Source organism: Vitiosangium sp. GDMCC 1.1324 (assembly GCF_003044305.1).
Taxonomy (GTDB): Bacteria; Myxococcota; Myxococcia; order Myxococcales; family Myxococcaceae; genus Archangium.
The window spans coordinates 329,891-355,988 of the sequence record NZ_PZOX01000010.1; the positions used below are offsets into that span (position 1 = coordinate 329,891).

General features: G+C 67.7%; 19 protein-coding genes. 13 read left to right on the plus strand and 6 right to left on the minus strand.

The features are described from left to right. Positions 1–73 precede the first annotated feature (73 nt). The 5 genes from DAT35_RS28685 to cysK all read left to right on the plus strand — a co-directional run bounded on the left by DAT35_RS28685 (position 74) and on the right by cysK (position 5,281). On the plus strand, positions 74–616 hold the full coding sequence (locus tag DAT35_RS28685; protein WP_108070827.1) for a hypothetical protein: 543 nt from the start codon (positions 74–76) through the stop codon (positions 614–616). 277 nt (positions 617–893) lie between these two features. Further along, a complete protein-coding gene (locus tag DAT35_RS28690; protein WP_108070829.1) occupies positions 894–2,648 on the plus strand; it encodes a M4 family metallopeptidase in 1,755 nt (584 codons plus the stop codon). 82 nt (positions 2,649–2,730) lie between these two features. Then, positions 2,731–3,438, plus strand: a complete 708-nt coding sequence (locus DAT35_RS28695; protein WP_108070831.1) for a hypothetical protein — start codon at positions 2,731–2,733, stop codon at positions 3,436–3,438. Positions 3,439–3,457: 19 nt separating this feature from the next. Continuing rightward, positions 3,458–4,303 (plus strand): serine O-acetyltransferase EpsC, encoded by an 846-nt coding sequence (epsC, locus tag DAT35_RS28700; RefSeq protein WP_108070833.1) that lies wholly within the window; start codon positions 3,458–3,460, stop codon positions 4,301–4,303. A 57-nt stretch (positions 4,304–4,360) separates the two neighbouring features. Continuing rightward, entirely contained in the window at positions 4,361–5,281 is a 921-nt protein-coding gene (gene cysK, locus DAT35_RS28705) for a cysteine synthase A (RefSeq protein ID WP_108070835.1), read from the plus strand. 57 nt (positions 5,282–5,338) lie between these two features. Here the strand turns inward: cysK and DAT35_RS28710 are convergent, their stop codons facing one another. The 3 genes from DAT35_RS28710 to DAT35_RS28720 all read right to left on the minus strand — a co-directional run bounded on the left by DAT35_RS28710 (position 5,339) and on the right by DAT35_RS28720 (position 9,501). Further along, positions 5,339–6,484 (minus strand): aminotransferase class V-fold PLP-dependent enzyme, encoded by a 1,146-nt coding sequence (locus DAT35_RS28710; RefSeq protein WP_108070837.1) that lies wholly within the window; start codon positions 6,482–6,484, stop codon positions 5,339–5,341. 66 nt (positions 6,485–6,550) lie between these two features. After that, positions 6,551–8,632 (minus strand): S9 family peptidase, encoded by a 2,082-nt coding sequence (locus DAT35_RS28715; RefSeq protein WP_108070839.1) that lies wholly within the window; start codon positions 8,630–8,632, stop codon positions 6,551–6,553. A 182-nt stretch (positions 8,633–8,814) separates the two neighbouring features. Beyond that, complete coding sequence (locus DAT35_RS28720) at positions 8,815–9,501, minus strand: SET domain-containing protein (RefSeq protein WP_108070842.1); 687 nt, start codon at positions 9,499–9,501, stop codon at positions 8,815–8,817. A gap of 77 nt (positions 9,502–9,578) precedes the next feature. Here DAT35_RS28720 and DAT35_RS28725 point away from each other — a divergent pair, with 77 nt between their 5' ends. The 6 genes from DAT35_RS28725 to DAT35_RS28750 all read left to right on the plus strand — a co-directional run bounded on the left by DAT35_RS28725 (position 9,579) and on the right by DAT35_RS28750 (position 21,378). Next, a complete protein-coding gene (locus DAT35_RS28725; RefSeq protein ID WP_108070844.1) occupies positions 9,579–9,950 on the plus strand; it encodes a DUF423 domain-containing protein in 372 nt (123 codons plus the stop codon). A gap of 159 nt (positions 9,951–10,109) precedes the next feature. After that, on the plus strand, positions 10,110–10,574 hold the full coding sequence (locus DAT35_RS28730; RefSeq protein WP_108070846.1) for a DUF2267 domain-containing protein: 465 nt from the start codon (positions 10,110–10,112) through the stop codon (positions 10,572–10,574). 87 nt (positions 10,575–10,661) lie between these two features. After that, complete coding sequence (locus tag DAT35_RS28735; RefSeq protein WP_108070848.1) at positions 10,662–11,045, plus strand: helix-turn-helix transcriptional regulator; 384 nt, start codon at positions 10,662–10,664, stop codon at positions 11,043–11,045. A 181-nt stretch (positions 11,046–11,226) separates the two neighbouring features. Beyond that, positions 11,227–13,467 carry a response regulator gene (locus DAT35_RS28740; RefSeq protein ID WP_146209915.1) on the plus strand — a complete coding sequence of 747 codons (2,241 nt, stop codon included), beginning with the start codon at positions 11,227–11,229 and terminating at the stop codon, positions 13,465–13,467. A gap of 87 nt (positions 13,468–13,554) precedes the next feature. Next, positions 13,555–20,517, plus strand: a complete 6,963-nt coding sequence (locus tag DAT35_RS28745; protein WP_199243019.1) for a HAMP domain-containing protein — start codon at positions 13,555–13,557, stop codon at positions 20,515–20,517. A gap of 6 nt (positions 20,518–20,523) precedes the next feature. Then, positions 20,524–21,378, plus strand: coding sequence for a protein-glutamate O-methyltransferase CheR (locus tag DAT35_RS28750; RefSeq protein WP_199243020.1), 855 nt, complete (start codon positions 20,524–20,526; stop codon positions 21,376–21,378). 15 nt (positions 21,379–21,393) lie between these two features. Here DAT35_RS28750 and DAT35_RS28755 read toward each other — a convergent pair whose 3' ends face one another. Beyond that, positions 21,394–21,843 (minus strand): hypothetical protein, encoded by a 450-nt coding sequence (locus DAT35_RS28755; RefSeq protein WP_108070852.1) that lies wholly within the window; start codon positions 21,841–21,843, stop codon positions 21,394–21,396. An 87-nt stretch (positions 21,844–21,930) separates the two neighbouring features. Then, complete coding sequence (locus DAT35_RS28760; RefSeq protein WP_108070854.1) at positions 21,931–23,859, minus strand: YgiQ family radical SAM protein; 1,929 nt, start codon at positions 23,857–23,859, stop codon at positions 21,931–21,933. Positions 23,860–24,093: 234 nt separating this feature from the next. On the opposite strand from DAT35_RS28760, the gene DAT35_RS28765 reads away from it, so the two are divergent. Then, the gene (locus tag DAT35_RS28765; protein ID WP_108070855.1) at positions 24,094–24,735 is read left to right on the plus strand and encodes an HAD family hydrolase; all 642 of its coding nucleotides are present in this window, start codon (positions 24,094–24,096) and stop codon (positions 24,733–24,735) included. Positions 24,736–24,819: 84 nt separating this feature from the next. Continuing rightward, on the plus strand, positions 24,820–25,401 hold the full coding sequence (locus tag DAT35_RS28770) for a DJ-1/PfpI family protein (protein ID WP_108070858.1): 582 nt from the start codon (positions 24,820–24,822) through the stop codon (positions 25,399–25,401). Positions 25,402–25,471: 70 nt separating this feature from the next. Here DAT35_RS28770 and DAT35_RS28775 read toward each other — a convergent pair whose 3' ends face one another. After that, positions 25,472–25,924 (minus strand): hypothetical protein, encoded by a 453-nt coding sequence (locus DAT35_RS28775; RefSeq protein ID WP_108070860.1) that lies wholly within the window; start codon positions 25,922–25,924, stop codon positions 25,472–25,474. Positions 25,925–26,098: the final 174 nt, after the last annotated feature.

Sequence of the window (26,098 nt, forward strand, 5' to 3'; positions counted from 1 at the left end):
CCCGCGAGCACGGCGAGGAACACCGATGAGACAGCAAGGAACATGGAGAGGCGGACTGCATCTTGGAGCACTCGTGGGAGCACTGCTCTGCGCGGGCAGCCTGGAGGCCCGGGCCGACGAGCCGGGCGCTATCACCCAGGAGGAACGCGCCCCCCAGCGGCGTGGCATCGCCACCGTCCGGGCGAGCTGGCGGACGGGCGTACCGGACTACGTCGGGGCGTCGCTGACGGTGCACGCCCTCCCGGTGGTGGACGTGGAGGTGGGCGCCACGCTCGTCAACCCCGTCATTGGCTCCCTGTACCTCCGGGCCGGCCCGCGCTTCAGCCTGTATGAGGGCCGGAACAACGCGGGACGGGGCCTGTCGCTGCGGCTGTCGGCGCTCGCGGGCGCGCGCAACACCGCCGCCTACGCGGTGAGCCAGGGAAACTGGACCGGGCAGTGGGGGCTCAACGTCGTGGGAACACTCGAGGGGACGTACTGGGTGCTGCGCTATCTCGGCGTGAGCGCGCAGCTCGTCGCCGGTGGCACCACCTACCTCCCCTGGCAAGGCCCCGTGCGGACCCTGCGGGGTCCTCTGACGCCCGACGCACGGTTCTCGCTCGGCCTGTCCTTCTGAGCGCTCACTGGGAATCGTACGAGCGTTCGTCAAGATGAAGGGGCGAGAACGGGTGCACGCCCCCACCCAACCGGAGACACGGGCCAGGAGGCGCTCCCGCTCCGGCCCGGTAACACACGGGCCAGACAAAGGCCGGAGCGCCCGCGCTGGCTCCGGCCAGCCCTGGCCCTCGTCGGCTCCCTCCCCTGTCACAAATCCCATCCCGCCCACTCCACTTTTCAGCCAGCGGTGTGGCCATGTCGGCCCTCCATCGCTGGCAACCAAGCGAGGAGATGCGATGAGTGCCAGCGGACTTCAGAGCTTCGCCTTCCATCGTCACGAGCAATCCGATGTCGTGGATGCCATCCGGCCCATTGTCGGTTTCGACAGACCCCTGCCCGATGGCCGTCCCGCCATCGCCGGGCTCGACCCGGAGACAGCGGCCAGGCGCTACCTCACGGAGGCCTTCGCCAGCCCGGCCCTCCCCACCTTCAACACGCCGGAAATCGACGGCAAGGCCTCCGAATTCCGCACCCTGGGCACGGAGAACGTTCCGCTCACCGGAACCCAGGTGGTGAAGTTCCGGCAGGTCTACAGGCGCATCCCCATCTACGGCTCGCTGATCACCGTCGAGCTGGACGAGAACAACGAGCTGCTCGCCCTCAACTCCACCCTGGGGACCCCGCCCGCGGACCTGAACGTGATGGCGACCCTCTCGCCCGCGCAGGCCATGGACGTCGTCCGCCAGCGCGCCGGCCAGGACGCCGAGTCGATCAACGCCCTGCCCCGCCTCGTCTTCTACTTCCACGAGCCCGAGCAGCACTGGCACCTGGCCTACCTCGTCGAGAACGTCACCCGGCGCCAGCCGGACACCCCGAAGGGCGCCATGCGGCGCGCGCCAGAGCTGATGGATTACATCGTCGACGCCCACTCCGGGAACCTCATCGCCGAGCTGCCGAGAACCCAGAGCATCCACCCCCAGGGCATGCAGCCCACCCAGGAGCTCCTCTTCCGCAGGCGGCGCATGGAGCCCGAGTTCGAAGAGGCCGCCGACGGCCTGGGCGTGCGCCGGAAGTTCGCGGCGAAGAAGATGGGCGAGGTGTGGAAGCTCATCGACAGCGAGCTCAACGTGCACACCTACGACTTCAGCTTCCACGACCTGGAGCGGGACGAGAGGCTGCTGCCAGGCGCGTACGTGGGCCGCCCGCCGGAGCCGTGGGATCCCGCCGCGGTGAGCGCGCACGCCAACGCCGTGGCGGTGGCGCTCTTCCTGCGCAAGGTGCTCAAGCGCGAGGGGCTCGACAACCGTGGAGGCCCCGTCATCTCCAGCATCAACTGCTGCTACGGCGGCGGCGGCGGCAAGGAGTGGCACAACGCCGCGTGGATCGGCACGCAGATGGTGTACGGACAGCGCGCCGCCCAGGGTGGTGGCATCCGCTCGTACGCGGTGGCCCTGGACGTGGTGGCTCATGAAATCCTCCACGGCCTCACGGACCACACCGCCCGGCTCGAGTACGCCGGCATGTCCGGGGCGCTCAACGAGTCCTACTCGGACATCTTCGGCGTCATCGTGTCCAACCTGAACAACCCGGACGTGGGGACCTGGAACTGGGAGATGGGCGAGGAGCTGGAGACCTCGGGCATCCCCATCCGCGACCTGAGCCAGCCGGAGAAGTACAACCAGCCGGCGCACATGAAGGACTACGAGTTCCTGGCCGTGGGCCCGCTCACGGACTGGGGCGGGGTGCACACCAACAGCGGCATCCACAACAAGGCGGCCTACCACCTGCTCACCTCCAAGGACGCCCAGGGCAACTTCCTCTTCGACCCGCGCGAGGTGGCGGCGATCTTCTACCTGGCGCTCACCCAGCACCTGTCGCGCACGTCCAAGTTCATCGACAGCCGGCGCGGGGTGGAGCTGGCCGCGCGCACCTTCCTCCGCAACGACCCGCGCCAGAAGGAGAAGCTCGCCGCCATTGGCGCCGCCTTCGACGCGGTGGGCATCACCTCCAACCTCGGCGCCAACTTCGAGCCCAACAAGCTGTCGAGTTGAGGGACACGCAACCTTTCCAGGGCTCCTGCGATAATACCTCCGGACCGAGGCTCCCCTCCGAGCCGGGCTCCGGAGGTATTCCATGGATCCGATCAGCCGCCGCCCCCTTGCCGTCAGGACCCCCACCGCGTCCGCGCCCCAGGCGGCCCCGTCCGCCCCAACCACCGCCCAGACGGTGAACACCGCCCAGACGGTGGGGCACACGCAGAAGAGCGGCTTCGAGGCCCCGGGCGTGAAGGCCGCCGCCCCTGCCCCCATCGCCACCTGGCGGGCTCCGGCGGACTCGGAGCTGGGACGGGCCCTCAGCGGCATGCTCGAAAAGCTGAAGCAGTGCTCCATCACCATCAAGGGTGACACGCCGGAGAGCCTCTTCCGGCGGGCCATCCTCGACAACAAGCACGTGACGAACGAGCAACTGCTCGCCATGTCCAAGGTGACGCTGGAGCAGCTCGACTCCGGCCCGGAGACGCGCCAGAAGGTCCTGGAGAAGATTCCCAACGCCCGCGAGCTGCCCGTCCACAAGTTCACCGTGGCCATGATGTCGGCGGTGACGGGGATTGATCCCCAGAAGCTGTCCGAGGCCTGTCCGGACCTGGGGATGACCGGAGCGCCGAACACCCCCCTGCTCTACGCGGCGAAGACGGAGCGCATGCAGCGCTCCACGGCCCTGCACGACTTCACGGACTACTTCCGGGGGGCGGGCATCCAGGGGCTCAACAAGGCCGTGTGGGGTGTTGAGAACCGGGTGTTGTCGGCCATCGTCAGCGCACTGGGCGGAGGCCGCTACTAGCGGTTAACTTCTCCGGCCCATGGACGAACCCAACGGCCGGCTCATCCAGACCCTCATCGACGCGCGCAGGCACCACTGCTTCCCCCCGGACATCCGTGCCGGGGCGCCGGAGCTCATCGACAAGGTGCTGGCGCTGCTCTTCCCCCACTTCGCCGAGCGGCTGGACTGTAGCGCCGTCGGCGTCCGCTCCGAGGTGGCGGTGGTGGAGGCCATCCTCACGCGTGCCCTGGACACGCTCGCCCCGCGCTATCCGGGCATGGCTCCGGACCTGCCCCGGCGCTTCATGGAGCAGCTCCCGGACATCTACGCCTGGCTGCGCCAGGACGCCGACGCCATCTTCGAGGCCGACCCCGCCGCCCGGAGCGTGGACGAGGTCATCCTCACCTACCCGGGCTTCCAGGCCATCGCCATCTACCGGATCGCCCACACCCTGCATGTGCTGGGCTTCCCGCTGCTGCCCCGCCTGCTCACGGAGCTGGGCCACCAGCGCACCGGCGTGGACATCCACCCGGGGGCCACCATCGGGCGGCGCTTCGTCATCGACCACGGCACCGGCGTGGTGATTGGCGAGACCACCCTCATCGGCAACGGGGTGAAGATCTACCAGGGCGTGACGCTGGGCGCGCTCCAGGTGCAGAAGGCCCTGGCGGACAAGAAGCGCCACCCGACCATCGAGGACGACGTGGTCGTCTACGCCAACGCCACCATCCTCGGCGGCGGCACCGTGGTGGGCCGCGGCAGCATCATCGCGGGCAACGCCTTCATCACCCAGAGCATTCCCCCCGAGTCCGTGGTCTCCCGCCGCAGCGAGGTGCGCCACCGACACGGAGGTGCGGAATTCGATGAGCTGGAGTATCACATCTGATATAGCAGACGTCCATCTGCCACGGCAGACACCTTCACCCTACGAGGCTCCAGACCCATGACGGTGAACAACATCCTCGAGACGATCGGCAACACGCCCCACGTCCGCATCAACCGGCTCTTTCCCTCGCGCGTCGAGGTGTACATCAAGCTGGAACGGGCCAATCCGGGCGGGAGCATCAAGGACCGCATTGGCCTGTCGATGATCGAGGACGCCGAGAAGCGGGGCATCCTCAAGAAGGACAGCGTCATCATCGAGCCCACGTCGGGCAACACGGGCATCGGCCTGGCGATGGTGGCGGCGGTGAAGGGCTACAAGCTCATCCTGGTGATGCCCGAGTCGATGAGCATCGAGCGGCGCCGGCTGATGGCGGCGTACGGGGCCACCTTCGAGCTGACGCCGAGGGCACAGGGCATGAAGGGCGCGATCGCTCGGGCGCAGGAGATGGTGGCGCAGACGCCGAACGCGTGGATGCCGCAGCAGTTCGAGAACGAGGCGAACATCGAGGTCCACAAGCGCACCACGGCGCAGGAGATCCTCAAGGACTTCCCCCAGGGCCTGGACTACATCATCACGGGCGTGGGAACGGGCGGTCACATCACGGCATGCGCCGAGGTGCTCAAGCCCAAGTGGCCGAAGCTGAAGGTGTTCGCGGTGGAGCCGGTGAAGTCGCCCGTCATCAGCGGCGGACAGCCGGGGCCGCACCCCATCCAGGGAATCGGCGCGGGCTTCATCCCGAAGAACCTGCACAAGGACGCGCTGGACGGCGTCATCCAGGTGGCCGAGGAGGAGGCCTTCGAGTTCACCAAGCGGTCGGCGCGCGAGGAGGGCATCTTCGTGGGCATCTCCTCGGGAGCGGCGCTGGCGGCGGTGAACAAGAAGCTGGCGGAGATCCCCGACGGGAGCCGCGTGCTGACCTTCTGCTACGACACGGGCGAGCGCTACCTCTCCATCGAGAACCTCTTCCCCGCGCAGTAGCACCCCTCTCCCCCAGACGGTTGGGGTGAGGGTCCATGGGCCCTCCCCCTCGAGGACTCACTTCCCCGAGAACGCCCGCACCATCTCCACGAGCCGGTCGATCTCCCCGGGCTGGTTGTAGAAGTGGGGCGAGATGCGGATGCGCCCGCGGCGGAGCGAGAAGCTGACGTTGCGCTCGGAGAGGTACGAGCCGAGCGCTCTCACCTCGCCCCGGGGAGGCAGGAAGGTGAGGATGCCGGCGCGGTGCTCGGGAGAGGGCCCGGTCTCGCACCCGATGGCGCGCAGCCCGGCATCGAGCTGGGAGAGCAGCTCCCGGATGCGCGCCTCGACGTTCTCCATCCCCACTTCCAGGAGCAGGCCCAGGGCGGCCCCGAGCGCATAGATGCCGGCGTAGTTGTGGCTCCCCTCCTCGAACTTCGTGGCGTCCGGGCGCAGCTCGAAGTGGGAGCGGTTGAAGTTCCAGGCATCCGTGGTGGAGCGCCAGCCGACGAGCACGGGCCGCACGCGCGGCAGCACGTTCCGGTCCACGTAGAGGAAGCCGATGCCCGAGATGCCGAGCATCCACTTGTGGCTGTCGGCGCTGAGGAAGTGGACGCGGCTCTTCTTCACGTCCACTGGAATGCAGCCCACGCTCTGGATGCCATCCACGCAGAAGAGGACGCCCGAGCGCTCGCAGAGCGCGCCAATGGCCTCCAGGTCGGTGCGGTAGCCGGAGGCGAACTGGACGGAGCTCAGGGCGACGAGCCGGGTGCGTGGGGTGAGCGCGGCGGCCACGGCCTCGGGGGTGACACCGCCGTCCCGAGACTCTATCTCGCGGACAACGACGCCACGGTCGCGCAGGTGGAGCCAGGGGTAGACGTTGGAGGGGTACTCGACGGACGCCGCGACGGCGACCTCGTCTCCGGGCCGCCAGTCGAGTCCCTCGGCGACGAGCCCGAGCCCATGGCTGGTGTTGCGCACGAGGGCGATCTCCTCGGGCGCTGCGCCAATCATCCGGGCGGCGAGCGTGCGGGTGTTCTCGGTCCGAGCCTCCCAGCCACGCTCGAAGCGGACGCCGTGGTGGAGCACGTCCTCCATCCACTCGCGCACGGCGGTGGCGACACGCTGGCTGGTAGGCGAGACGCCCGCGTGGTTGAAGTAGAGCTGCTCCTGCACGACGGGGAACTCGGAGCGGTACGCGTCGAGATCGGGGGGCGGAGTCATGGCGGGAGCATCATGCCAAGGACGGCGCGCTCGGGTGAGGAAACGCGCCGTCCGGCCCTCGGGAGGCTACTGCGCGGCCTTCGCCGTGGGCGCCACCGACGGGCCCGCCGGCTTCTTCGCACCCTTCGTCCACTGATCCAACCAGTCCAGCACCGCGTCATGCCACTGGATGCTGTTGGCCGGCTTCACCACCCAGTGGTTCTCGTCCGGGAAGTAGATGAGCTTGGACGGAATGCCCCGGCGCTGGAGCACCGTGAAGGTGGCCAGGCCCTGCGTGTCCACCACGCGGAAGTCCTGCCCGCCGTGGATGACCAGCATCGGCGTCTTCCACTTCGCCACGTGGTCGATCGGGTTGTGCTTGGTGTAGCCCTCCGGCTTCTCCCACGGCGTGCCACCGTGCTCCCACTCGGGGAACCACAGCTCCTCCGTGTTGAAGTACGCCAGCTTCTCGTCGAGGTTGCCGTCGTGGGTCACCAGGCACCGGAAGCGGTCCGGCATCTGGCCGGCGATCCAGTTGATCATGTACCCGCCGTAGCTCGCGCCCAGCGCGCACACCTTGTCGCCATCCAGGAAGCCGTAGCGCTTGATGGCGGCCTCCAGGCCCTTCTGCAGATCCTCCAGCGGCTTGCCACCCCAGTCCCCGCTGATGGCATCCGTGAAGGCCTGGCCGTAGCCCGTCGAGCCGTGGAAGTCGATCATCACCGCCGCGTAGCCCCGGCCCGCGTACGTCTGCGGGTTCCACCGGTAGTGGAAGTGGTTGCCGAAGCTGCCCTGCGGACCACCGTGGATGAGGAAGGCCACCGGGTACTTCTTCTTCGGGTCGAAGTCGGCCGGCTTCACCACGTAGCCGCGCACCGTCTCGCCATTCCAGCCCGGGAACTCGAACTGCTCATAGTCACCGAAGCGGATGCGGGCCACGGCCTCCTCGTTCACGCGCGTGAGCTGGCGCAGCTCACTCCCGTCCGCGTGCACCGAGTACAGGTCCGCGGGCGACTTCAAGTCATCCCGCAGGAAGACGACGCGACCGTCCGGCAGGGGCTGCGGCTCGCCGGCACTGCCCGGCCCGCTGAGCGCGCGCACCTGGCCGCTCGCCACGTCGATGGAGAAGACGGGGTGCTGACCGATGTCATCGGCGGTGACGAGCACCGACTTGCCATCCGCGGTCCAGGCGAGCGAGCCAGCCGAGCGATCCCACGGCTCGGCGAGGACGCGCTCCTTGCCCTCGGGCCACGAGCGCAGCACCACGCGCAGGCGGTCCGACTCGAAGCCCGGACGCGACATGGCCAGGTACGCGAGCGTCTTGCCATCCGGGCTGAACACGGGCTGCGTGTCCGTGGCGCGGTTCTTCTCGGTGAGCTTCTTCGGCGCACCGGGCTTGTCCAGCGGGGCGAGGAAGAGATCCAGATCAGTGGACCAGGACTCGCTGGCGCCCACGTCGCGCGCGGTGAAGACGAGCCCCTTGCCATCCGGGGTGAAGGTGAACTCCTCCGGGCCGCCGAAGGGCTTGCTGGGGCCGTCGGCATCCATGCCCACCATCACGTCGCGAGGGGCGGCGCTGCCATCCACCGGCAGGACGAAAAGGTGGTTGCGCCGGCCATCCGACCACGCGTCCCAGTGACGGGCGAAGAGCTTGTCGTAGACGCGGCCGGTGGTCTTCTTCTGCGCCTGCTCCTTCTGGCGCTGGGTGGTGCACTCCAGCGTGGGGCAGTCGGGGTAGACCTCCAGGGCGACGGCGAGCGTCTTGCCATCGCGCGACAGGGCGAAGGCGCCCACGTCCAGGGGCAGCTTCGTGACGGCCCGCGACTCCCCTCCATCCAGCGGGAGGCGGAACACCTGACTGGAGCCGCCGCGCGAGGAGAGGAAGTAGAGGCTCTGGCCGTCCGGGCCCCAGACGGGCTGGCCTTCACTCTCGGGGGACTGCGTGAGCTGGCGCAGGCCGCTGCCGTCGGCGTTGACGAGCCACAGGTCGGTGCGGCCCTTGTTGGCCTCCAGGTCGGTGGTGCGCAGCACGAAGGCGATGCGCTTGCCATCCGGGGACACGCTCGGATTGCTGATCCGGCGCATCGTGACCTGGTCCTGGATGGTGTAGGGCTGGGATTTGGCGGGAGCGGCGGAAAGGGCGAGCGCCGCGACGAGGGAGAGCGTCAAAGGGTCCTCCGTGCGAGTCAACCGCTCACGTCCCGCGGCACTGCCGGGGCGCGAGGCGGGTGGACGGTGCCCGTTTCAACCGTCGCTGTCCACCGTTCATCCCGACGGCCAGAAGGGCAACCGACGCCCCGGTCTCCGACCCGCACGCGGAGTCACGCCCCCTCCCTGGACGACCGGGTGCGTCAACCGCGGGCCGCGCGGGTCCGCGCACGGCGCTTCGAACCAGCCCCGGAAGCCGAGCGCCCGGATTTCGCCGTGGACTTCCGCTTCCGGCTCGCGGGCGGCTTGCGGGTGGACGTGGAAGACGACGACTTCTTCTTCGACTTCTTCGACGCCTTCACCGGGGCCTTCTTCCGAGGCTCCTTCTTCTGCTCCTCCGTGGTCGCGAGGATGGTGCCCCGGCAGGTGGCCGCACCACAGCGGCAGACGTAGAGCCGCTCCTCCTCCTCGCCCATGTCCTCGGTGCGGTCGTAGGCGTAGTCGTAGCAGAGCTCATCGCCCACGGAGATGTCGCGCCGGGCATAGATGTAGATGCGGTCTCCCTCGAGGAAGGCCTGGCAGTTGGGATCGCACGAGTGGTTGATGAACCGTGCGTCGTTGCCCTCGTGGGCCGCGTCGATGACCGTGTCCTCGTCCACGTTGAAGAGGAAGGTGTGGTGGCGCGACATGGCGGTGTCGTCGTAGCGCTCATCCGCCGCGGATTGGGAGATGCGCTGGCCGACGTACTCGATGATGCGCGCGCCCTTGCGGATGGGCCGCGTGGCGAACGCCCCCTGGCCCTGGATGGACGAGGACCTCAGCTCGAAGGGCTGGGGCGTGAGGGTGGGCATCTTGCGGGAGGTGGGCTTCTTGGTGGTGGGAGCTGGCATCGGTAGGTAGAGACGCGCCGGGTCAGGCGCGGTAGGGTGCCTCAGTCGGACCTCTGAGGAAAGAAAGGCGCTCGGCGATGCGGCTGTGGCTCATTCTCGGCGCGGCAAACGCGTTCCTGTCCGTGGCGGCGGGAGCATTCGGTGCGCATGGGCTCCGGGCAAGACTCACCCCGGACATGTTGACCATCTTCGAAACCGGCGCGCGATACCACATGTATCACTCGCTCGGGTTGATCGCGATCGGACTGCTGGCGCAGCTGCGTCCCAGCCCACTGTTGAACGGGGCGGGCTGGGCGATGCTGGCCGGCATCCTCCTGTTCTCCGGCAGCCTGTACGCGCTGGCGCTCACCGGCGTGCGCGCCCTGGGCGCCATCACCCCGCTTGGCGGGACGGGCTTCCTCGTGGGCTGGGTGCTGTTCGCCCTCGCCGCCTGGCGCCAGACGAGCTGAGCCGGTCCACATCATTCCCTCCGCGGAAGTCCCTGGTGGCGCCCGGGCCGAGCCCCAGCGGCATGGCGGGTCCCCGCTCCCCCGCCCCCTTGGTGGAGGCCTCCGGCGGGTGCATCCGCCCCACGGGATACCCACCGTACTCCCTGGAGGTGAAGCACCATGGCGGACGAGCCCGAAGGCATGGGAGAGCAACAGCTGGATCTGCGTGCTCGACGGCGCGAGGCCCGGAGGACCCAGACGTACGCGCTCTTCCTGAAGGACTTCTGCGCGGCGAGTGGACTTCCCAGGGATCGGGCGGAGAAGGCACTCGTGTCGGTGTTGTGCGCGCTGGAGCAGCGGCTCATCAAGGGCGAGGCGGATGACCTGCGGGCCCAACTCCCGATGAAACTCCAGGAAGCGCTCCAGGCCTGCAATCCGCAGCGCGAGCGGCCCGTGTGGAAGTTCGGCCTGGACGAGTTCCTCCAGATGGTGGCGGAGGACATCGGTGGCGACAGGGCCCAGGCCGAGAGCGTGACCCGGGCGGCCTTCGCCACGGTGCGGGCCCACATCACCGAGGGTGAAGCCGAGCAGGTGGGGCACGAGCTGCCCGCGGATCTCCGGGCGCTGTGGGCGCGGCCCATCTGACCGCGCGGAGCACGAATCAGGTTTTCTTTCGCGTGCCTGGCCCCTCAAGTAGGGTCGCCCGCGACCTTTTGCGCGTGGGTGCACCCGATGGAAGAGACGCCGCAACCCAGGCTTGGCTCACGGCTCCGGATGGCCCGGGTGCGCATGGATCTCACCCAGGAGCAGGTGGCCAGATCGGTGGGGTTCGTCCCTGCCGTCTACGGGCGCATCGAGCGCGGGGACATGGTGCCCAGCGTCCCCAAGCTGCGTGAGCTGTGCCTCCTGCTGGGCGTTTCGGCCGATGTGCTCCTCTCCCTGGGCCCTCCGGAGAACGCGCCTTCGGCCCCGCCTCCCCTGGACGCCCCCGAGGCGTCCCCGGAGCTGCGGCGCCTCACCCTGCTCGTGCGCGAGCTGCCTCCTGATAGACTCCGGCTGTTCCAGGTGGCGCTCGAGACGATCGCTGCCCCCGACGATGAGCCAGATGTTGGCTAACCGGCAGTTTCCAGTCCCCCGCCCTCGGGACGTCCCCTGGCCAACACTTGCTTGTCCGGTTGGCTGCCTGGACGTCAATCAGCCGACAGCCCGTTCAGGGTTCGCCCTGGGTTGAGGTGTCCGGAGGCAGTAAAGAAGCCCGGTGTCTGATCCGGCTCGCGCTTCCCCCGCCCCGCTCACCATGTCCTCGCCCCCCGCTCCCCCCCGCGTCGATGTGTTGGCCGTTGATGATACGCCCGCCAACCTCCGTTCCCTGGAGGTGCTGATGGCGGACCTGGGGGCCAACATCGTCCCCGCCTCCTCGGGTGACGAGGCGCTGCGCCTGCTGCTGGAGCGCGACTTCGCCCTCATCCTCCTGGACGTGCAGATGCCTGGGATGGATGGCTATGAGACCGCGAGCCTCATCCGCATGCGCGAGCGCACGCGGCACATCCCCATCATCTTCATCACCGCCTTCAACCGCAGCGAGGTGAACGTCACGCGCGGCTACGAGCTGGGCGCGGTGGACTACCTCTTCAAGCCCATCGTCCCGGAGATCCTCCGGACAAAGGTGGGCGTCTTCCTGGAGCTGCACCGCAAGAAGGAGGAGGTGCGCCGCCAGGCGGAGCTGCTGCGGCAGGCGGAGAACCGCGAGCACGAGCAGCAACTGGCTGAGGCGCGTGCGCACTACGAGCGCTCCCTGCTGGAGCAGGAAGTGGAGCGCGAGCGCAAGGTGTCCGAGGCCCGCGAGCAGCGAGCCCTGGAGCTCGCGCGGCTGGTGAAGGAGAAGGAGCAGGCCCAGGCGGCACTGCACGAGAGCAACGCGCGGCTGCGGCTGCTGGCGGATACCGCCAGTCAGCTGTTGAAGGGCGCCGACGGAAACACCCTCCTGGACAGCGTCCACCATCAGATCGCCGAGCACCTGGGACTCGAGGTCTGCCTGGGCTACTTCCTCCGGGAGCACAACGGCCCGCTGGAGCTCACGGCCCACGCGGGCATCCCGGCCAGCATGATTCCCAGACTGGAGCACCTGGAGCACGGACAGGGTGTCGCGGGCCGGGTGGCCGCCGAGCAGAAGCGGTGGATGCTCGACGCCGGCGCCGCCGCCAACGGCCCCTCGCCAGATGCCGCTCCGGAGCTGGGCCTGGCCGCGCTCGCGTGCTACCCGCTGCTCAGCCAGGGACGCGTGCTGGGGACGCTCGCCTTCGGCACCCGCACCATGCGCGTCTTCTCCCAGGACGAGCTCTCCCTCATGCAGGGCGTGTGCGATCAGGTGGCCGTGGCACTGGAGCGCGAGCGCCTCATCGATGCGCTGCGCGAGGCGGACCGCCGCAAGGACGAGTTCCTCGCCATGCTGGCCCACGAGCTGCGCAATCCCCTGGCCCCCGTGCGCTCGGCGCTCGAGGTCTTCCGGATGCGCATGTGGCAGGACAACGTCATCCAGCGCGCCATCGCCAGCGCGGACCGCCAGGTGGCGCACATGACGCGGCTGGTGGATGACCTGCTGGACGTCAGCCGCATCACCCGCGGCAAGGTGGAGATCAAACCCATCCTCCTGTCGCTGACGGACCTGGTGGAAGGGGCCGTCCAGGCCTGCGAGCCCATCATCAGCCAGCGCCGCCACGAGCTCACCGTCTCGCTGCCCTCCGAGCAGCTCATGCTCAACGTGGACCCCACCCGCATGACGCAGGTGGTGGCCAACCTGCTGCACAACGCGGCCAAGTACACGCCCTCGGGCGGCCGCATCCAGTTGCACGCCGAGCGCCAGGGGGACGAGCTGCTCCTCTCCGTGCGTGACAACGGCATCGGCCTGCGGCCGGAAATGCTCCACCGTGTCTTCGAGCTCTTCGTCCAGGTAGACCCGGGCAGCGACCGGGCGCAGGGCGGGCTCGGCCTGGGCCTCACCCTGGTGCGCAGCCTGGTGGAGATGCACGGCGGCGCCGTGTCCGCGCGCAGCGAGGGCATCTCCAAGGGCAGCGAGTTCACCGTCCGCCTGCCTCTGCCCCAAGAGACCCCCGCGGCGCTCTCGCTCCCCAGCATGGCGAAGGCCTCCACCACCGCCAACAAGCTGCAGCCGCTCCACATCCTCCTCGTGGAGGACAACCCGGACATCCGCGAGACACTGCGCGACCTGCTCGAGCTCCACGGCCACCGCGTGGAGGAGGCCAGTGATGGGCGCTCGGCGGTGGAGCTGGTGCTCTCCCAGCACCCCCAGGTGGCGCTGGTGGACATCGGGCTGCCGGAGCTGGACGGCTACAAGGTGGCCGAACTGGTCCGCGCCTCCGCCAACGGCGCCGACACCCGGCTGGTGGCCCTCACGGGCTACGGCCACCCCGAGGACCGCAAACGCGCGCTCGAGGCCGGCTTCGATGCCCACCTCGTCAAGCCGGTGTCCTCGGATGACCTGTCACAAGTCCTGAAGAAACTCTGCACGGCGGCCTAGACCGCTCGCATTCCGCCTCATTGGACGGGACGCCTCCCCCAAGCGGCCCCTTCCACCGAGTCCGTAGCACAGGAGATGCCCCCCACCATGGCAACGCAGTCCACGAAAGCGCAGCCCGACAACGCGCTCGATCCCAAGCTTCTCCTCAAGACGATTCAATCCATCCGCAAGGGTGACTTCAGCGTTCGCATGCCCGAGGACCGGACCGGGACCACGGGAAAAATCTACGACACGCTCAACGAGATCATCACCCTCAACGAGGCGATGACGCACGAGTTCGAGCGCATCAGCCAGGTGGTGGGCCGAGAGGGCCGCATCTCCCAGCGCATCACGCTCAGCGGCGCCACGGGCGGCTGGCAGGCGAGCGTGGAGGCGGTGAACACGCTCATCACCGACCTGGTCCAGCCCACCACCGAGGTGGCCCGTGTCATTGGCGCGGTGGCCAAGGGTGACCTCACGCAGACCATGGCGCTCGACTTCGAGGGCCGCGAGCTCAAGGGCGAGTTCCTGCGCACCGCCAAGGTCGTCAACAGCACCGTGGCCCAGCTCGCCTCGTTCGCCAGCGAAGTGACGCGCGTGGCTCGCGAGGTGGGTACGGAAGGCAAGCTGGGCGGCCAGGCCGTGCTGCGCGGCGTGTCCGGCACCTGGAAGGAGCTCACCGACAGCGTGAACATGATGGCGAGCAAGCTCACCGATCAGGTGCGCGACATCGCCAAGGTGACGACCGCCGTCGCCAACGGAGACCTGAGCAAGAAGATCACCGTGGACGCGAAGGGTGAAATCCTCGAGCTCAAGAACACCATCAACACGATGGTGGACCAGCTCTCCTCCTTCGCTTCCGAAGTGACGCGCGTGGCGCGCGAAGTGGGTACGGAAGGAAAGCTGGGCGGCCAGGCCGTCGTGCAGGGCGTGTCCGGCACGTGGAAGGACCTCACGGACAACGTGAACTCCATGGCCAGCGGCCTCACCGCCCAGGTGCGCAACATCGCCGAGGTGACCACCGCCGTGGCCCGCGGCGACCTCTCCAAGAAGATCACCGTGGACGTGAAGGGCGAGATTCTGGCCCTGAAGAACACCATCAACACGATGGTGGACCAGCTCTCCTCCTTCGCCTCCGAAGTGACCCGCGTCGCCAAGGAAGTGGGCACGGAAGGAAAGCTGGGCGGCCAGGCGCAGGTGGAGGGCGTCGCCGGTACGTGGAAGGACCTCACCGACAACGTGAACTCCATGGCCGGCTCGCTCACCACCCAGGTGCGCGACATCGCCAAGGTGACGACCGCCGTCGCCAACGGTGACCTGAGCAAGAAGGTCACCGTGGACGTGAAGGGCGAAATCCTCGAGCTCAAGAACACCATCAACACGATGGTGGACCAGCTCTCCTCCTTCGCCTCCGAAGTGACGCGCGTGGCACGCGAGGTGGGCACGGAAGGAAAGCTGGGCGGCCAGGCCGTGGTGCGTGGCGTCGCCGGTACGTGGAAGGACCTCACGGACAACGTGAACAGCATGGCCAGCGGCCTCACCGCCCAGGTGCGCGACATCGCCAAGGTGGCGACCGCCGTTGCCAACGGTGACCTCGGCCAGAAGGTCACCGTGGACGTGAAAGGTGAAATCCTTGAGCTGAAGAACACCATCAACAAGATGGTGGACAACCTCAACACCTTCTCTGGCGAAGTGACCCGCGTGGCCCGCGAGGTGGGCACGGAAGGAAAGCTGGGTGGTCAGGCGAAGGTCGAGGGCGTGTCCGGCACGTGGAAGGACCTCACGGACAGCGTGAACTCCATGGCCGGTTCTCTCACCACCCAGGTGCGAGACATCGCGGACGTCACCACGGCAGTGGCCCGCGGCGACCTCAGCAAGAAGGTCACTGTGGACGTGAAGGGCGAGATCCTCGCCCTGAAGAACACCATCAACACGATGGTGGACAACCTCAACACCTTCTCCGGCGAAGTGACCCGCGTCGCCCGCGAAGTGGGTACCGAGGGCAAGCTGGGCGGTCAGGCCAAGGTGGAAGGCGTCAGCGGCACGTGGAAGGACCTCACGGACAACGTGAACTCCATGGCCAGCGGCCTCACCGACCAGGTCCGTAACATCGCCGAGGTGACCACCGCCGTTGCTCGCGGTGATCTGAGCAAGAAGATCACCGTGGACGCGAAGGGTGAAATCCTCGAGCTGAAGAACACCATCAACACGATGGTGGACCAGCTCTCCTCCTTCGCTTCCGAAGTGACGCGTGTGGCGCGCGAAGTGGGTACGGAAGGAAAGCTGGGCGGCCAGGCCGTCGTGCAGGGCGTGTCCGGCACGTGGAAGGACCTCACGGACAACGTGAACTCCATGGCCAGCGGCCTCACCGCCCAGGTGCGCAACATCGCCGAGGTGACCACCGCCGTGGCCCGCGGCGACCTCTCCAAGAAGATCACCGTGGACGTGAAGGGCGAGATTCTGGCCCTGAAGAACACCATCAACACGATGGTGGACCAGCTCTCCTCCTTCGCCTCCGAAGTGACCCGCGTCGCCAAGGAAGTGGGCACGGAAGGAAAGCTGGGCGGCCAGGCGCAGGTGGAGGGCGTCGCCGGTACGTGGAAGGACCTCACCGACAACGTGAACTCCATGGCCGGCTCGCTCACCACCCAGGTGCGCGACATCGCCAAGGTGACGACCGCCGTCGCCAACGGTGACCTGAGCAAGAAGGTCACCGTGGACGTGAAGGGCGAAATCCTCGAGCTCAAGAACACCATCAACACGATGGTGGACCAGCTCTCCTCCTTCGCTTCCGAAGTGACGCGCGTGGCGCGCGAGGTGGGCACGGAAGGAAAGCTGGGCGGCCAGGCCGTGGTGCGTGGCGTCGCCGGTACGTGGAAGGACCTCACCGACAGCGTGAACAGCATGGCCGGTGGCCTCACCGCCCAGGTGCGCGACATCGCCAAGGTGACGACCGCCGTCGCCAACGGTGACCTGAGCAAGAAGGTCACCGTGGACGTGAAGGGTGAAATCCTCGAGCTCAAGAACACCATCAACAAGATGGTGGACAACCTCAACACCTTCTCCGGCGAAGTGACCCGCGTCGCCCGCGAGGTGGGTACGGAAGGAAAGCTCGGCGGTCAGGCGAAGGTCGAGGGCGTGTCCGGCACGTGGAAGGACCTCACGGACAACGTGAACTCCATGGCCAGCGGCCTCACCGACCAGGTGCGCAACATCGCCGAGGTGACCACCGCCGTGGCTCGCGGTGACCTCTCCAAGAAGATCACCGTGGACGTGAAGGGCGAAATCCTGGAGCTCAAGAACACCATCAACACGATGGTGGACCAGCTCTCCTCGTTCGCTTCCGAAGTGACCCGCGTCGCCAAGGAAGTGGGTACGGAAGGAAAGCTCGGCGGTCAGGCCCAGGTGAAGGGCGTCAGCGGCACCTGGAAGGACCTCACGGACAACGTGAATTCCATGGCCGGCAACCTCACCGCCCAGGTGCGTGACATCGCCAAGGTGACCGCCGCCGTGGCCAATGGCGACCTCAGCAAGAAGGTCACCGTGGACGTGAAGGGCGAGCTCGCCGAGCTCAAGGGCACCATCAACACGATGGTAGACCAGCTCTCCTCGTTCGCCTCGGAAGTGACGCGCGTCGCCCGCGAGGTGGGTACGGAAGGAAAGCTGGGCGGCCAGGCCCTGGTGCAAGGCGTCGCCGGCATCTGGAAGGACCTCACCGACAACGTGAACAGCATGGCCAGCAACCTCACCGCCCAGGTGCGCGGCATCGCCACGGTGGTGACCGCCGTCGCCGCCGGTGACCTGAAGCGCAAGCTGGCCCTCGCCGCCAAGGGTGAGATCGCCGCCCTCGCCGACACCATCAACGGGATGATCGACACGCTGGCCACCTTCGCCGACCAGGTGACCACGGTGGCCCGCGAGGTGGGTATCGAAGGAAAGCTGGGCGGCCAGGCCAAGGTGCCCGGCGCGGCCGGCACGTGGCGCGACCTCACGGACAATGTGAACTCGATGGCCGGCTCGCTCACCACCCAGGTGCGCTCCATCGCCGAGGTGGCCACCGCGGTGGCCAAGGGCGACCTGACCCGAAGCATCTCCGTCGAGGCCCAGGGCGAGATGGCCGCCCTGAAGGACAACATCAACCAGATGATCGCCAACCTGCGTGACACCACGCAGAAGAACACCGAGCAGGACTGGCTGAAGACCAACCTCGCGCGCTTCACCCGCCTGCTGCAGGGCCAGCGCGAGCTGGAGACGGTCTCCAAGCTCATCCTCAAGGAGCTGGCGCCCCTGGTCCAGGCGCAGCACGGCGTCTTCTACCTCATGGACGGCGCCGAGAAGACGCAGGTGCTCCGGCTGCTCTCCACCTACGCCTACAAGGAGCGCAAGAGCCTCGCCAACTCCTTCAAGCTGGGCGAGGGTCTGGTGGGCCAGTGCGCCGTGGAGAAGGAGCGCATCCTCCTCACGGACGTGCCGGACGACTACATCCGCATCAACAGCGGCCTGGGTGAGGCCAAGCCGCTCAACATCGTCGTCCTCCCCGTCATCTTCGAGGGCCAGGTGAAGGCCGTCGTCGAGCTGGCCAGCTTCTACCGGTTCAGCGAGACGCACCTGTCCTTCCTGGACCAGCTCACCGAGTCCATCGGCATCGTGCTCAACACGATCGCCGCCGGCATGCGCACCGAGGAGCTGCTCAAGCAGTCGCAGAGCCTCGCCGACGAGCTGCGCAGCCAGCAGCAGGAGCTCACCGAGACGAACCGCCGCCTGGAGCAGCAGGCCAAGAGCCTCCAGGCCTCCGAGGAGCGCCTCAAGCAGCAGCAGGAGGAGCTGCAGCAGACCAACGAGGAGCTCGAGGAGCGCAGCCGCCTCCTCCAGGTGCAGAACATGGAGGTCGAGCGGAAGAACCGCGAGATCGAGCAGGCCAAGGTGGCCCTGGAGGAGCGCGCCCAGCAGCTCGCCCTCTCCTCCAAGTACAAGAGCGAGTTCCTGGCCAACATGAGCCACGAGCTGCGCACGCCGCTCAACAGCCTCCTCATCCTCTCCAAGCTGCTGGCGGAGAACTCCGAGGGCAACCTCAGCGGCCGCCAAGTGGAGTTCGCTCAAACCATCCACGGCGCGGGAAGCGATCTGCTCTCCCTCATCAACGACATCCTGGACCTGTCGAAGATCGAGTCCGGAATGATGAGCGTGGACGTGGACGAGGTGCCGCTCAACAGCTTGAAGGACTTCGTGGAGCGCACCTTCCGCCAGATGGCGAATGACAAGAATCTGGACTTCGAGCTCGCGTTCGCCCAAGCGCTGCCCTCGCACATCCTCACCGACGGGCGCCGGCTGCAACAGGTGCTCAAGAACCTGCTGGCCAACGCCTTCAAGTTCACCGAGAAGGGCCGCGTCACCCTCGACGTGCGCCCGGCCCTCGGCGGCTGGAGCATCGATCACCCCATCCTCAACCAGGGCGGCGCGGTGCTCGCCTTCTCCGTCAGCGACACGGGCATTGGCATCGCGGAGAACAAGCAGAAGATCATCTTCGAGGCCTTCCAGCAGGCGGATGGCACCACCAGCCGCAAGTACGGCGGCACCGGTCTGGGCCTGTCCATCAGCCGGGAGATCGCCAGGTTGCTGGGTGGCGAAATCAAGGTGGTCAGCTCCCTGGGCAAGGGCAGCACCTTCACCCTCTACGTGCCGCAGACGTATGTGCCGCCGTCCAACCAGGCGCGCCCGCAGCCCATCAGCGGCAACAGCAATGGCTCCAACGCCAGCCGGGTGGCGTCCGAGGAGCGGCTGCACGCCCTGCGCGCGGAGGTGGAGTCCGCGGTGCAGGACGCGGAGCTGGCCCGCGAGGAGGAGGTCGAGGACGACCGGCGCAACATCCAGCCGGGAGACCGGACGCTGCTCATCATCGAGGATGACATCGTCTTCGCCCGCATCATCCTCGGCCTGGCGCGCGAGAAGGGCTTCAAGGGCCTGGTGGCACTGCGCGGTGACACGGGCCTGGCCATGGCACGCCAGTACCGGCCGGAGGCCATCACCCTGGACATCGGGCTGCCCGTCATCGACGGGTGGAACCTGTTGGATCGCCTCAAGCACGACAGCCGCACCCGCCACATCCCGGTGCACATCATCTCCGCCAGCGAGGAGGAGCGCAGCCGCGGCCTGAGGTTGGGCGCCCTCGCGGTGCTGCAGAAGCCCGCCAGCCGAGACGCGCTCGGCGAGGCCCTGGGCCGGGTGAAGGGCTTCATCGAGCGGCCGGTGAAGAACCTGCTGGTGGTGGAGGACGATCAGCGCCAGCGCGAGAGCATCGTCACCCTCATTGGCAACGGCGACGTGAAGACGACTCCGGTGGGCAGCGGGCAGGAGGCCCTGGCCGCCATGCAGGAGAAGTTCTTCGACTGCGTGGTGCTGGACCTGGGCCTGCCGGACATGACGGGCCTGCAGCTCATTGAGCAGATGAAGGCCCAGGGACACACCCCGCCCATCATCGTCTACACGGGCAAGGAGCTGTCCGAGGAGGAGGAGACCGTCCTCAAGCGCGTCACCGACGCCATCATCATCAAGAGCGTCAAGTCACCCGAGCAGCTCCTGGACGAGACGGCGCTCTTCCTGCACCGCGTGGAGGCCAACCTCCCCGAGAACAAGCGGGCGATGATCAAACAGGTGCACCAGAGCGATCCGGTGCTGGCCGGCAAGAAGGTGCTGGTGGTGGACGACGACGTGCGCAACATCTTCGCCCTCACCAGCGTGCTGGAGAAGCACAAGATGCAGGTGCTCTACGCGGAGAACGGCCGCAAGGGCATCGACATCATCCGCACCACGCCGGACCTCAACGTGGTCCTCATGGACGTGATGATGCCGGAGATGGACGGCTACGAGACCATGCGCGCCATCCGCCAGGTCAACGAGCTGAAGACGCTCCCCATCATCGCGCTCACGGCCAAGGCGATGAAGGGCGACCGCGAGAAGTGCATCGACGCGGGCGCCAGCGACTACATCACCAAGCCGGTGGAGACCGAACAGCTGCTCAGCCTGCTCCGCGTGTGGCTGTTCCGCACCGCGGAGCGTCTGCACAACGGGTAACGGGCGATGAAGGATGCACTGGTGCGGGAGGCGGTGGAGGGCGAGCATGCCCTCGAGGACATCGAGCTGGAGCTGCTCCTCGAGGGCATCCTGCGGCGCTACGGACTGGACTTCCGTGGCTACGCCCGCGCATCGCTGAGGCGGCGGGTGTGGAACATGGCGCATGCCCGGAAGCTGGAGACCATCTCCGAGCTTCAGGCGAAGGTGCTGCACGACTCCGCGGTGATGGAGGAGTTGCTGCAGCACCTGTCGGTGAACACCACCACCATGTTCCGAGACCCGAGCTTCTTCGAGGCGTTCCGCGACAAGGTGGTGCCGCACCTCTTCTCGGCCCCCTTCGTGCGCATCTGGCACGCGGGGTGCTCGACGGGTGAGGAGGTGTACTCGCTGGCCATCCTCCTCATGGAGGCGGGGCTGTACGAGCGCAGCCGCATCTACGCCACGGACATGAACGCGGCCGTGGTGGAGCGGGCCAAGTCGGGCATCTTCCCGCTGGAGCACATGCGCGAGTACACCGCCAACTACCTGCGGGCCGGGGGCTCGGCGGCCTTCAGCGACTACTACACGGCCAACTACGACCACGCCATCTTCAAGGCCCCGCTGCGCAAGAACATCGTCTTCGCGCAGCACAACCTGGTGAGCGACGGCACGTTCAATGAGTTCAACGTGATTCTGTGCCGCAACGTGCTCATCTACTTCGGCCCGCAGTTGCAGGAGCGGGTACACCGGCTGCTGCACCAGTCCCTGCGCCGCTTCGGCATCCTCGCGCTGGGGCGCGGCGAGACGCTGCGCCACACGGTGATTGAAAACGACTACGACGAGGTGGACTTCCAGGAGCGCCTCTACCGGCGCCGGGCATAGGGCCCTTGCGCGGGCTCAGTGGGAGTCCGGTGGAGGGGGCTCGGCGTGCTGCTCGGGAGGGAGCTGGTGCTCCACCTTCTGGCGCACCAGACGTTGGGTGGCGATCTCCTCCTCCTCGGCCCGCTGGCGCCGGCGCACCAGGCCCTGCGACTCGTCCACGAACCAGAAGAGGACCCGGTAGAAGGCGGCGATGACGGTGAGGAGGATGGAGGAGAAGAACCAGCTCAACACGAGCCCCACCCAGCCCCCCACCACCACCCGGATGGGGTAGGTGCCCGTGAGCGGGACCAGGACGAAGGCAACATAGTGTGAGACGCAGTAGGGGCAGGACACGAGGTAGCCACACCATCGCTCCTTGCCCCCCAGCCGCTCGCGCAGGGGCGCGAAGATGCGCTCCTTGGTGATGGTCTGGGAGATGCCCATCACCACCGCGGCCACGGCGAAGAGCTGGAACAGGTCCGTCATGCGGCCAAAGGTGGCGACGGACCCGGGCGGATGCGTGGGCCCCCTTCACACGACCGGAGACCGGCCTTGCGAAGGGGCAAGCGCCGCTCAGCGCGCCCGCCGCTCCTGGCGCTCACGGGCTTCGGCCTGCTTGCGGCGCGAGGCCTCGGCGGCCGTCTCTGGAGGCACCAGCGCCTGCGGCCCACGGCCAATGAGGTCCTCCCGGCCCGCCAGTGACAGGGCCTCGCGCGCCAGCGGCCAGTGCTCGGGGTTCCAGTAGAGCAGCAGCGCCTTCTGCAGCCGCTTCTCCCTCAGGCCCTTCGCCGTGTAGACGGGCTCCATCTTCAGAGGATCGATCCCCGTGTAGTACATGGTCGTGGCCACGGCCATCGGCGTGGGGATGAAGTCCTGCACCTGGCGCGGGCGCTTGCCGTTCTTCTTCAGCCACAGCGCCAGCTCCACCATGTCATCCAGTGTCGAGCCCGGGTGGCCGCTGATGAAGTAGGGGATGTCGTACTGCTCCTTCCCCGCCTCCTCGCTGGCGCAGGCGAACATGTTCTGGAAGCGCTCGAAGCTCTCGATGCCGGGCTTCTTCATCTTCTCCAGCACCCGGGGCGACACGTGCTCGGGCGCCACCGAGAGCTGGCCTCCCACGTGGTGCGCGGCCAGTTCCTTCACATACTCGGGCGAGCGCTCTGCCAGGTCGTAGCGCACCCCGCTGGCGATGAAGACGTGCTTGACGCCCTCCTCCTCGCGCACCTGCCGCATCACGTCGATGAGCGGCCCGTGGTCCGTCTGCAGGTTCTCGCAGACGCCCGGGTGCACACAGGACAGCTTGCGGCACTTGCGCTCGATGTCCTCGCTCTTGCACTTGAGCTTGTACATGTTGGCCGTGGGGCCACCCAGGTCGGTGATGGTGCCGCGGAAGTCCCCCATGCGCCGCAGGGCCCGCACCTCGCGCAGCACACTCTCCGCGCTGCGGCTCTGGATGACGCGGCCCTCGTGCTCGGTGATGGAGCAGAACGTGCACCCGCCAAAGCAGCCGCGCATCAGCACGATGGAGTGCTTCACCGTCTCGTAGGCGGGGATGCGCTCCTTGTACATGGGGTGCGGAACGCGGTTGAAGGTCAGGTCATACAGCTCGTCCATGGCCACCGACGCGCCATCGCCCTTGCCCACCCCGTCCTCCAGCGGCCGCGCCGGAGGGTTGAAGTAGACGGCGCGATTGCCATGCCGCTGCGCCAGGGGCCGCCCGTTACCGGGGTTGGTCTCCATCTGGAAGTCGCGCGACATGCGGGCGAAGGCCTCCTTGTCCGCCGTCACCTCCTCGTAGGAGGGCAACACCACCACCTTCTGGTCCACGGCCCGCTTCGCCGGGTCCGCCTCGTGGGCCTTCATCTCCGCGTCGTTGATGATGTACGCGGTGCCACGCACGTCGCGGATGTCCTCGATCCGCTCGCCCCGGCGCATGCGGTCGGCCACCTCCCAGATGGGGCGCTCCCCCATGCCGAAGACGAGCAGGTCCGCCTTGGAGTCGAAGAGGATGGAGCGCCGCACCTTGTCGCTCCAGTAGTCATAGTGGGCGATGCGGCGCAGCGAGGCTTCGATGCCACCGAGGACGATGGGCACGTCCGGGAACGCCTCGCGGCAGCGCTGGGCGTAGACGATGGTGGCGCGATCCGGCCGGCAGTTGGTGCGCCCGCCCGGGCTGTACTGGTCCTCCGAGCGGTTCTTCTTCTGCGCGGTGAGCCGGTTGAGCATCGAGTCGAGGTTGCCGGCAGCCACCCCGAAGAAGAGCCTCGGCTTGCCCAGGGCCTTGAAGGGCTCGGCCGAGTGCCAGTCCGGTTGGGAGATGATCCCCACCTTGAAGCCGCGCCCCTCGAGAAAACGGGCGATGAGCACCGGGCCGAACGCGGGATGATCCACGTACGCATCCCCGGAGACGATGATGATGTCGAGCTGCTCCCAACCCCGGGCCTGCATGTCGGCACGGGTGGTGGGGAGGAAGGGATGCGAATAGCGGATCTGTGTTGCCATGGGGGCGCCCATCCTCCCCTAACCCTTGAAGACGCCCGGATGCAAACGAATGCTCTCCGGGGAGGGGGCCGTCCCCCTACCCGACTGTCCGCTACAGACCCGGGCCTGAACTCGCACCCATGGAGCACGAGGAGCAGGGTCACGAGCGCCAAGGAGGCGTTTCGCCGACATGGCCGCTGATAACAGAATTCCCCCGGAGGCCGTCTGGAGTGGTAGAGGCCAGGACACCTCGCCATGACGCCCCCGCCCAAGACGATCGTCTTCGACCTCGACGGCACGCTGGTGGACTCGCTGCCGGACATCATCGCCAGCTTCCAGTACAGCTTGACGAGCCTGGAGCTCCCAACGCCCTCGGACGCGGAGGTGCGCATGCTCATCGGCCAGCCCCTGGAGGACATGTACGCGCACTTCGCGCCCGCGCACGTGACGACCCTGTGCGCCATCTACCGCGAGCACTACCCGCGCAATTTCGTCAACCGCTCGCGCCCGTATCCGGGCGTCATCGAGTTGCTGCGAACGCTGCGCGAGCGGGGCTACAAGCTGGCCATCGCCACCACCAAGCGCACCGACATGGCGAGGCGCTTCGTCGAGGCGCTCGGGATGATGCCCGCCGTGGACCACGTGCAGGGCACCGACGGCTTCCCGCACAAGCCCTCGCCGGACGTCATCCACCGGGCCCTGGCCGCACTGGGCGCCGAGGGCCTGTGGATGGTGGGGGACACCACCGCGGACATCCTCGCCGGACGGGCCGCGGGGCTGCGCACCTACGGCGTCACCTGGGGCAACCACGACGCCGGAGTGCTCGCCACCGCGACCCCGGACGAGCTCCAGCCAGACCTGGCGCGCCTGCTCGCACACCTTCCTCCGCTCGCCTAGGCGGGCCACCCTCGAGCCGCTGCCCGTCCGCCAAGGCGCGAACCTGTGCTATCCAGAGCAGGTCTTCAACCCGGAGGGTTCCATATGGCTGGCAAGAAGCTGCTGATGCTGGTGGGCGACTACGTCGAGGACTACGAGGTGATGGTGCCGTTCCAGGCCCTGCAGGCGGTGGGGCACACGGTCCACGCCGTCTGCCCGGACAAGAAGACGGGCGAAACGGTGCGCACCGCCGTGCACGACTTCGAAGGGGCGCAGACCTACAGCGAGAAGCCGGGCCACAACTTCGCCGTCAACGCCACCTTCGCGGAGATCGAGGCCTCGCAGTATGACGGGCTGGTGATTCCGGGTGGCCGGGCGCCGGAGTACCTGCGTCTCAACCCGAAGGTCCTCCAGGTGGTGCGCCACTTTGCCGAGGCGCGCAAGCCCATCGCCGCCGTCTGCCACGGCCTGCAGATACTCGCGGCCGCGGGCGTGCTCGAGGGCAAGCGCTGCACGGCCTACCCGGCCTGTGGTCCCGAGGTGACGCTCGCCAAGGGCACCTACGTGCAGGTACCGGTGGATGATGCGGTGGTGGACGGCAACCTCGTCACTGCTCCCGCCTGGCCCGCGCACCCGCGTTGGATCGCCGGCTTCCTCCAGGTGCTGGGCACCCGCATCCAGCACTGAGCCTCCCCATTTCCCCCGGCGGTGCCCGGTGCCGCCGGGGCAGTTCCCCTGCCCGGAGCCCCACGTGGCTTCACGCCGAACCGGCCGCCGGTGAGTCCTCGCCGTGCAGGTGTGCCTTCTGCTCCCGGTAGTCGGTGATGTGCTCGTAGACGCTCTCCGGAAACTGGAGGTCCTTGTAGACGTTGCAGGCGTCCGGGTCCTCCGGGTTGGGGCAGAGAGGGAACTCCTGCTGCGCCTGGAATTGGAGCACCTTCTCGCGCCGGGGAGGGCTGTAGTCCCGCCCCTTCACCTGCTCGATGAGCGCGAGCGCCTGCCGTTCATCACAGGCCGGGTCTTGCAGGAGCGTCTCGCGCAACTCCCGCTCGTCGAGGAAGTAGCGCGCCACCATCGCGAACACGAGCCGGCCGAAGTGCCCGATGTCCTGGCCCGCGTCGAGCGAGTCCAGCAGGTGCGCCATCATCCCGTTGCGCCGAAGCACCTCCCGCCCGCTGCTGCTCCGGCCCTCCTTGCGTGTGCGTGCCATGACGGAAGTCCTCTCGTGGAATCGTCCGATTCCCACTCATCTGAAAACACGTTCAGTCGTCTTCTCGAAGTTAGGCACCGCCTGACGCATGGCCAGGGCACCGCCATGTTCGTCCGGCGAGCAGGCACTCGGACTGGCGAAGCGGCCCACCGTGCCCCATACAAGGGACCCGGG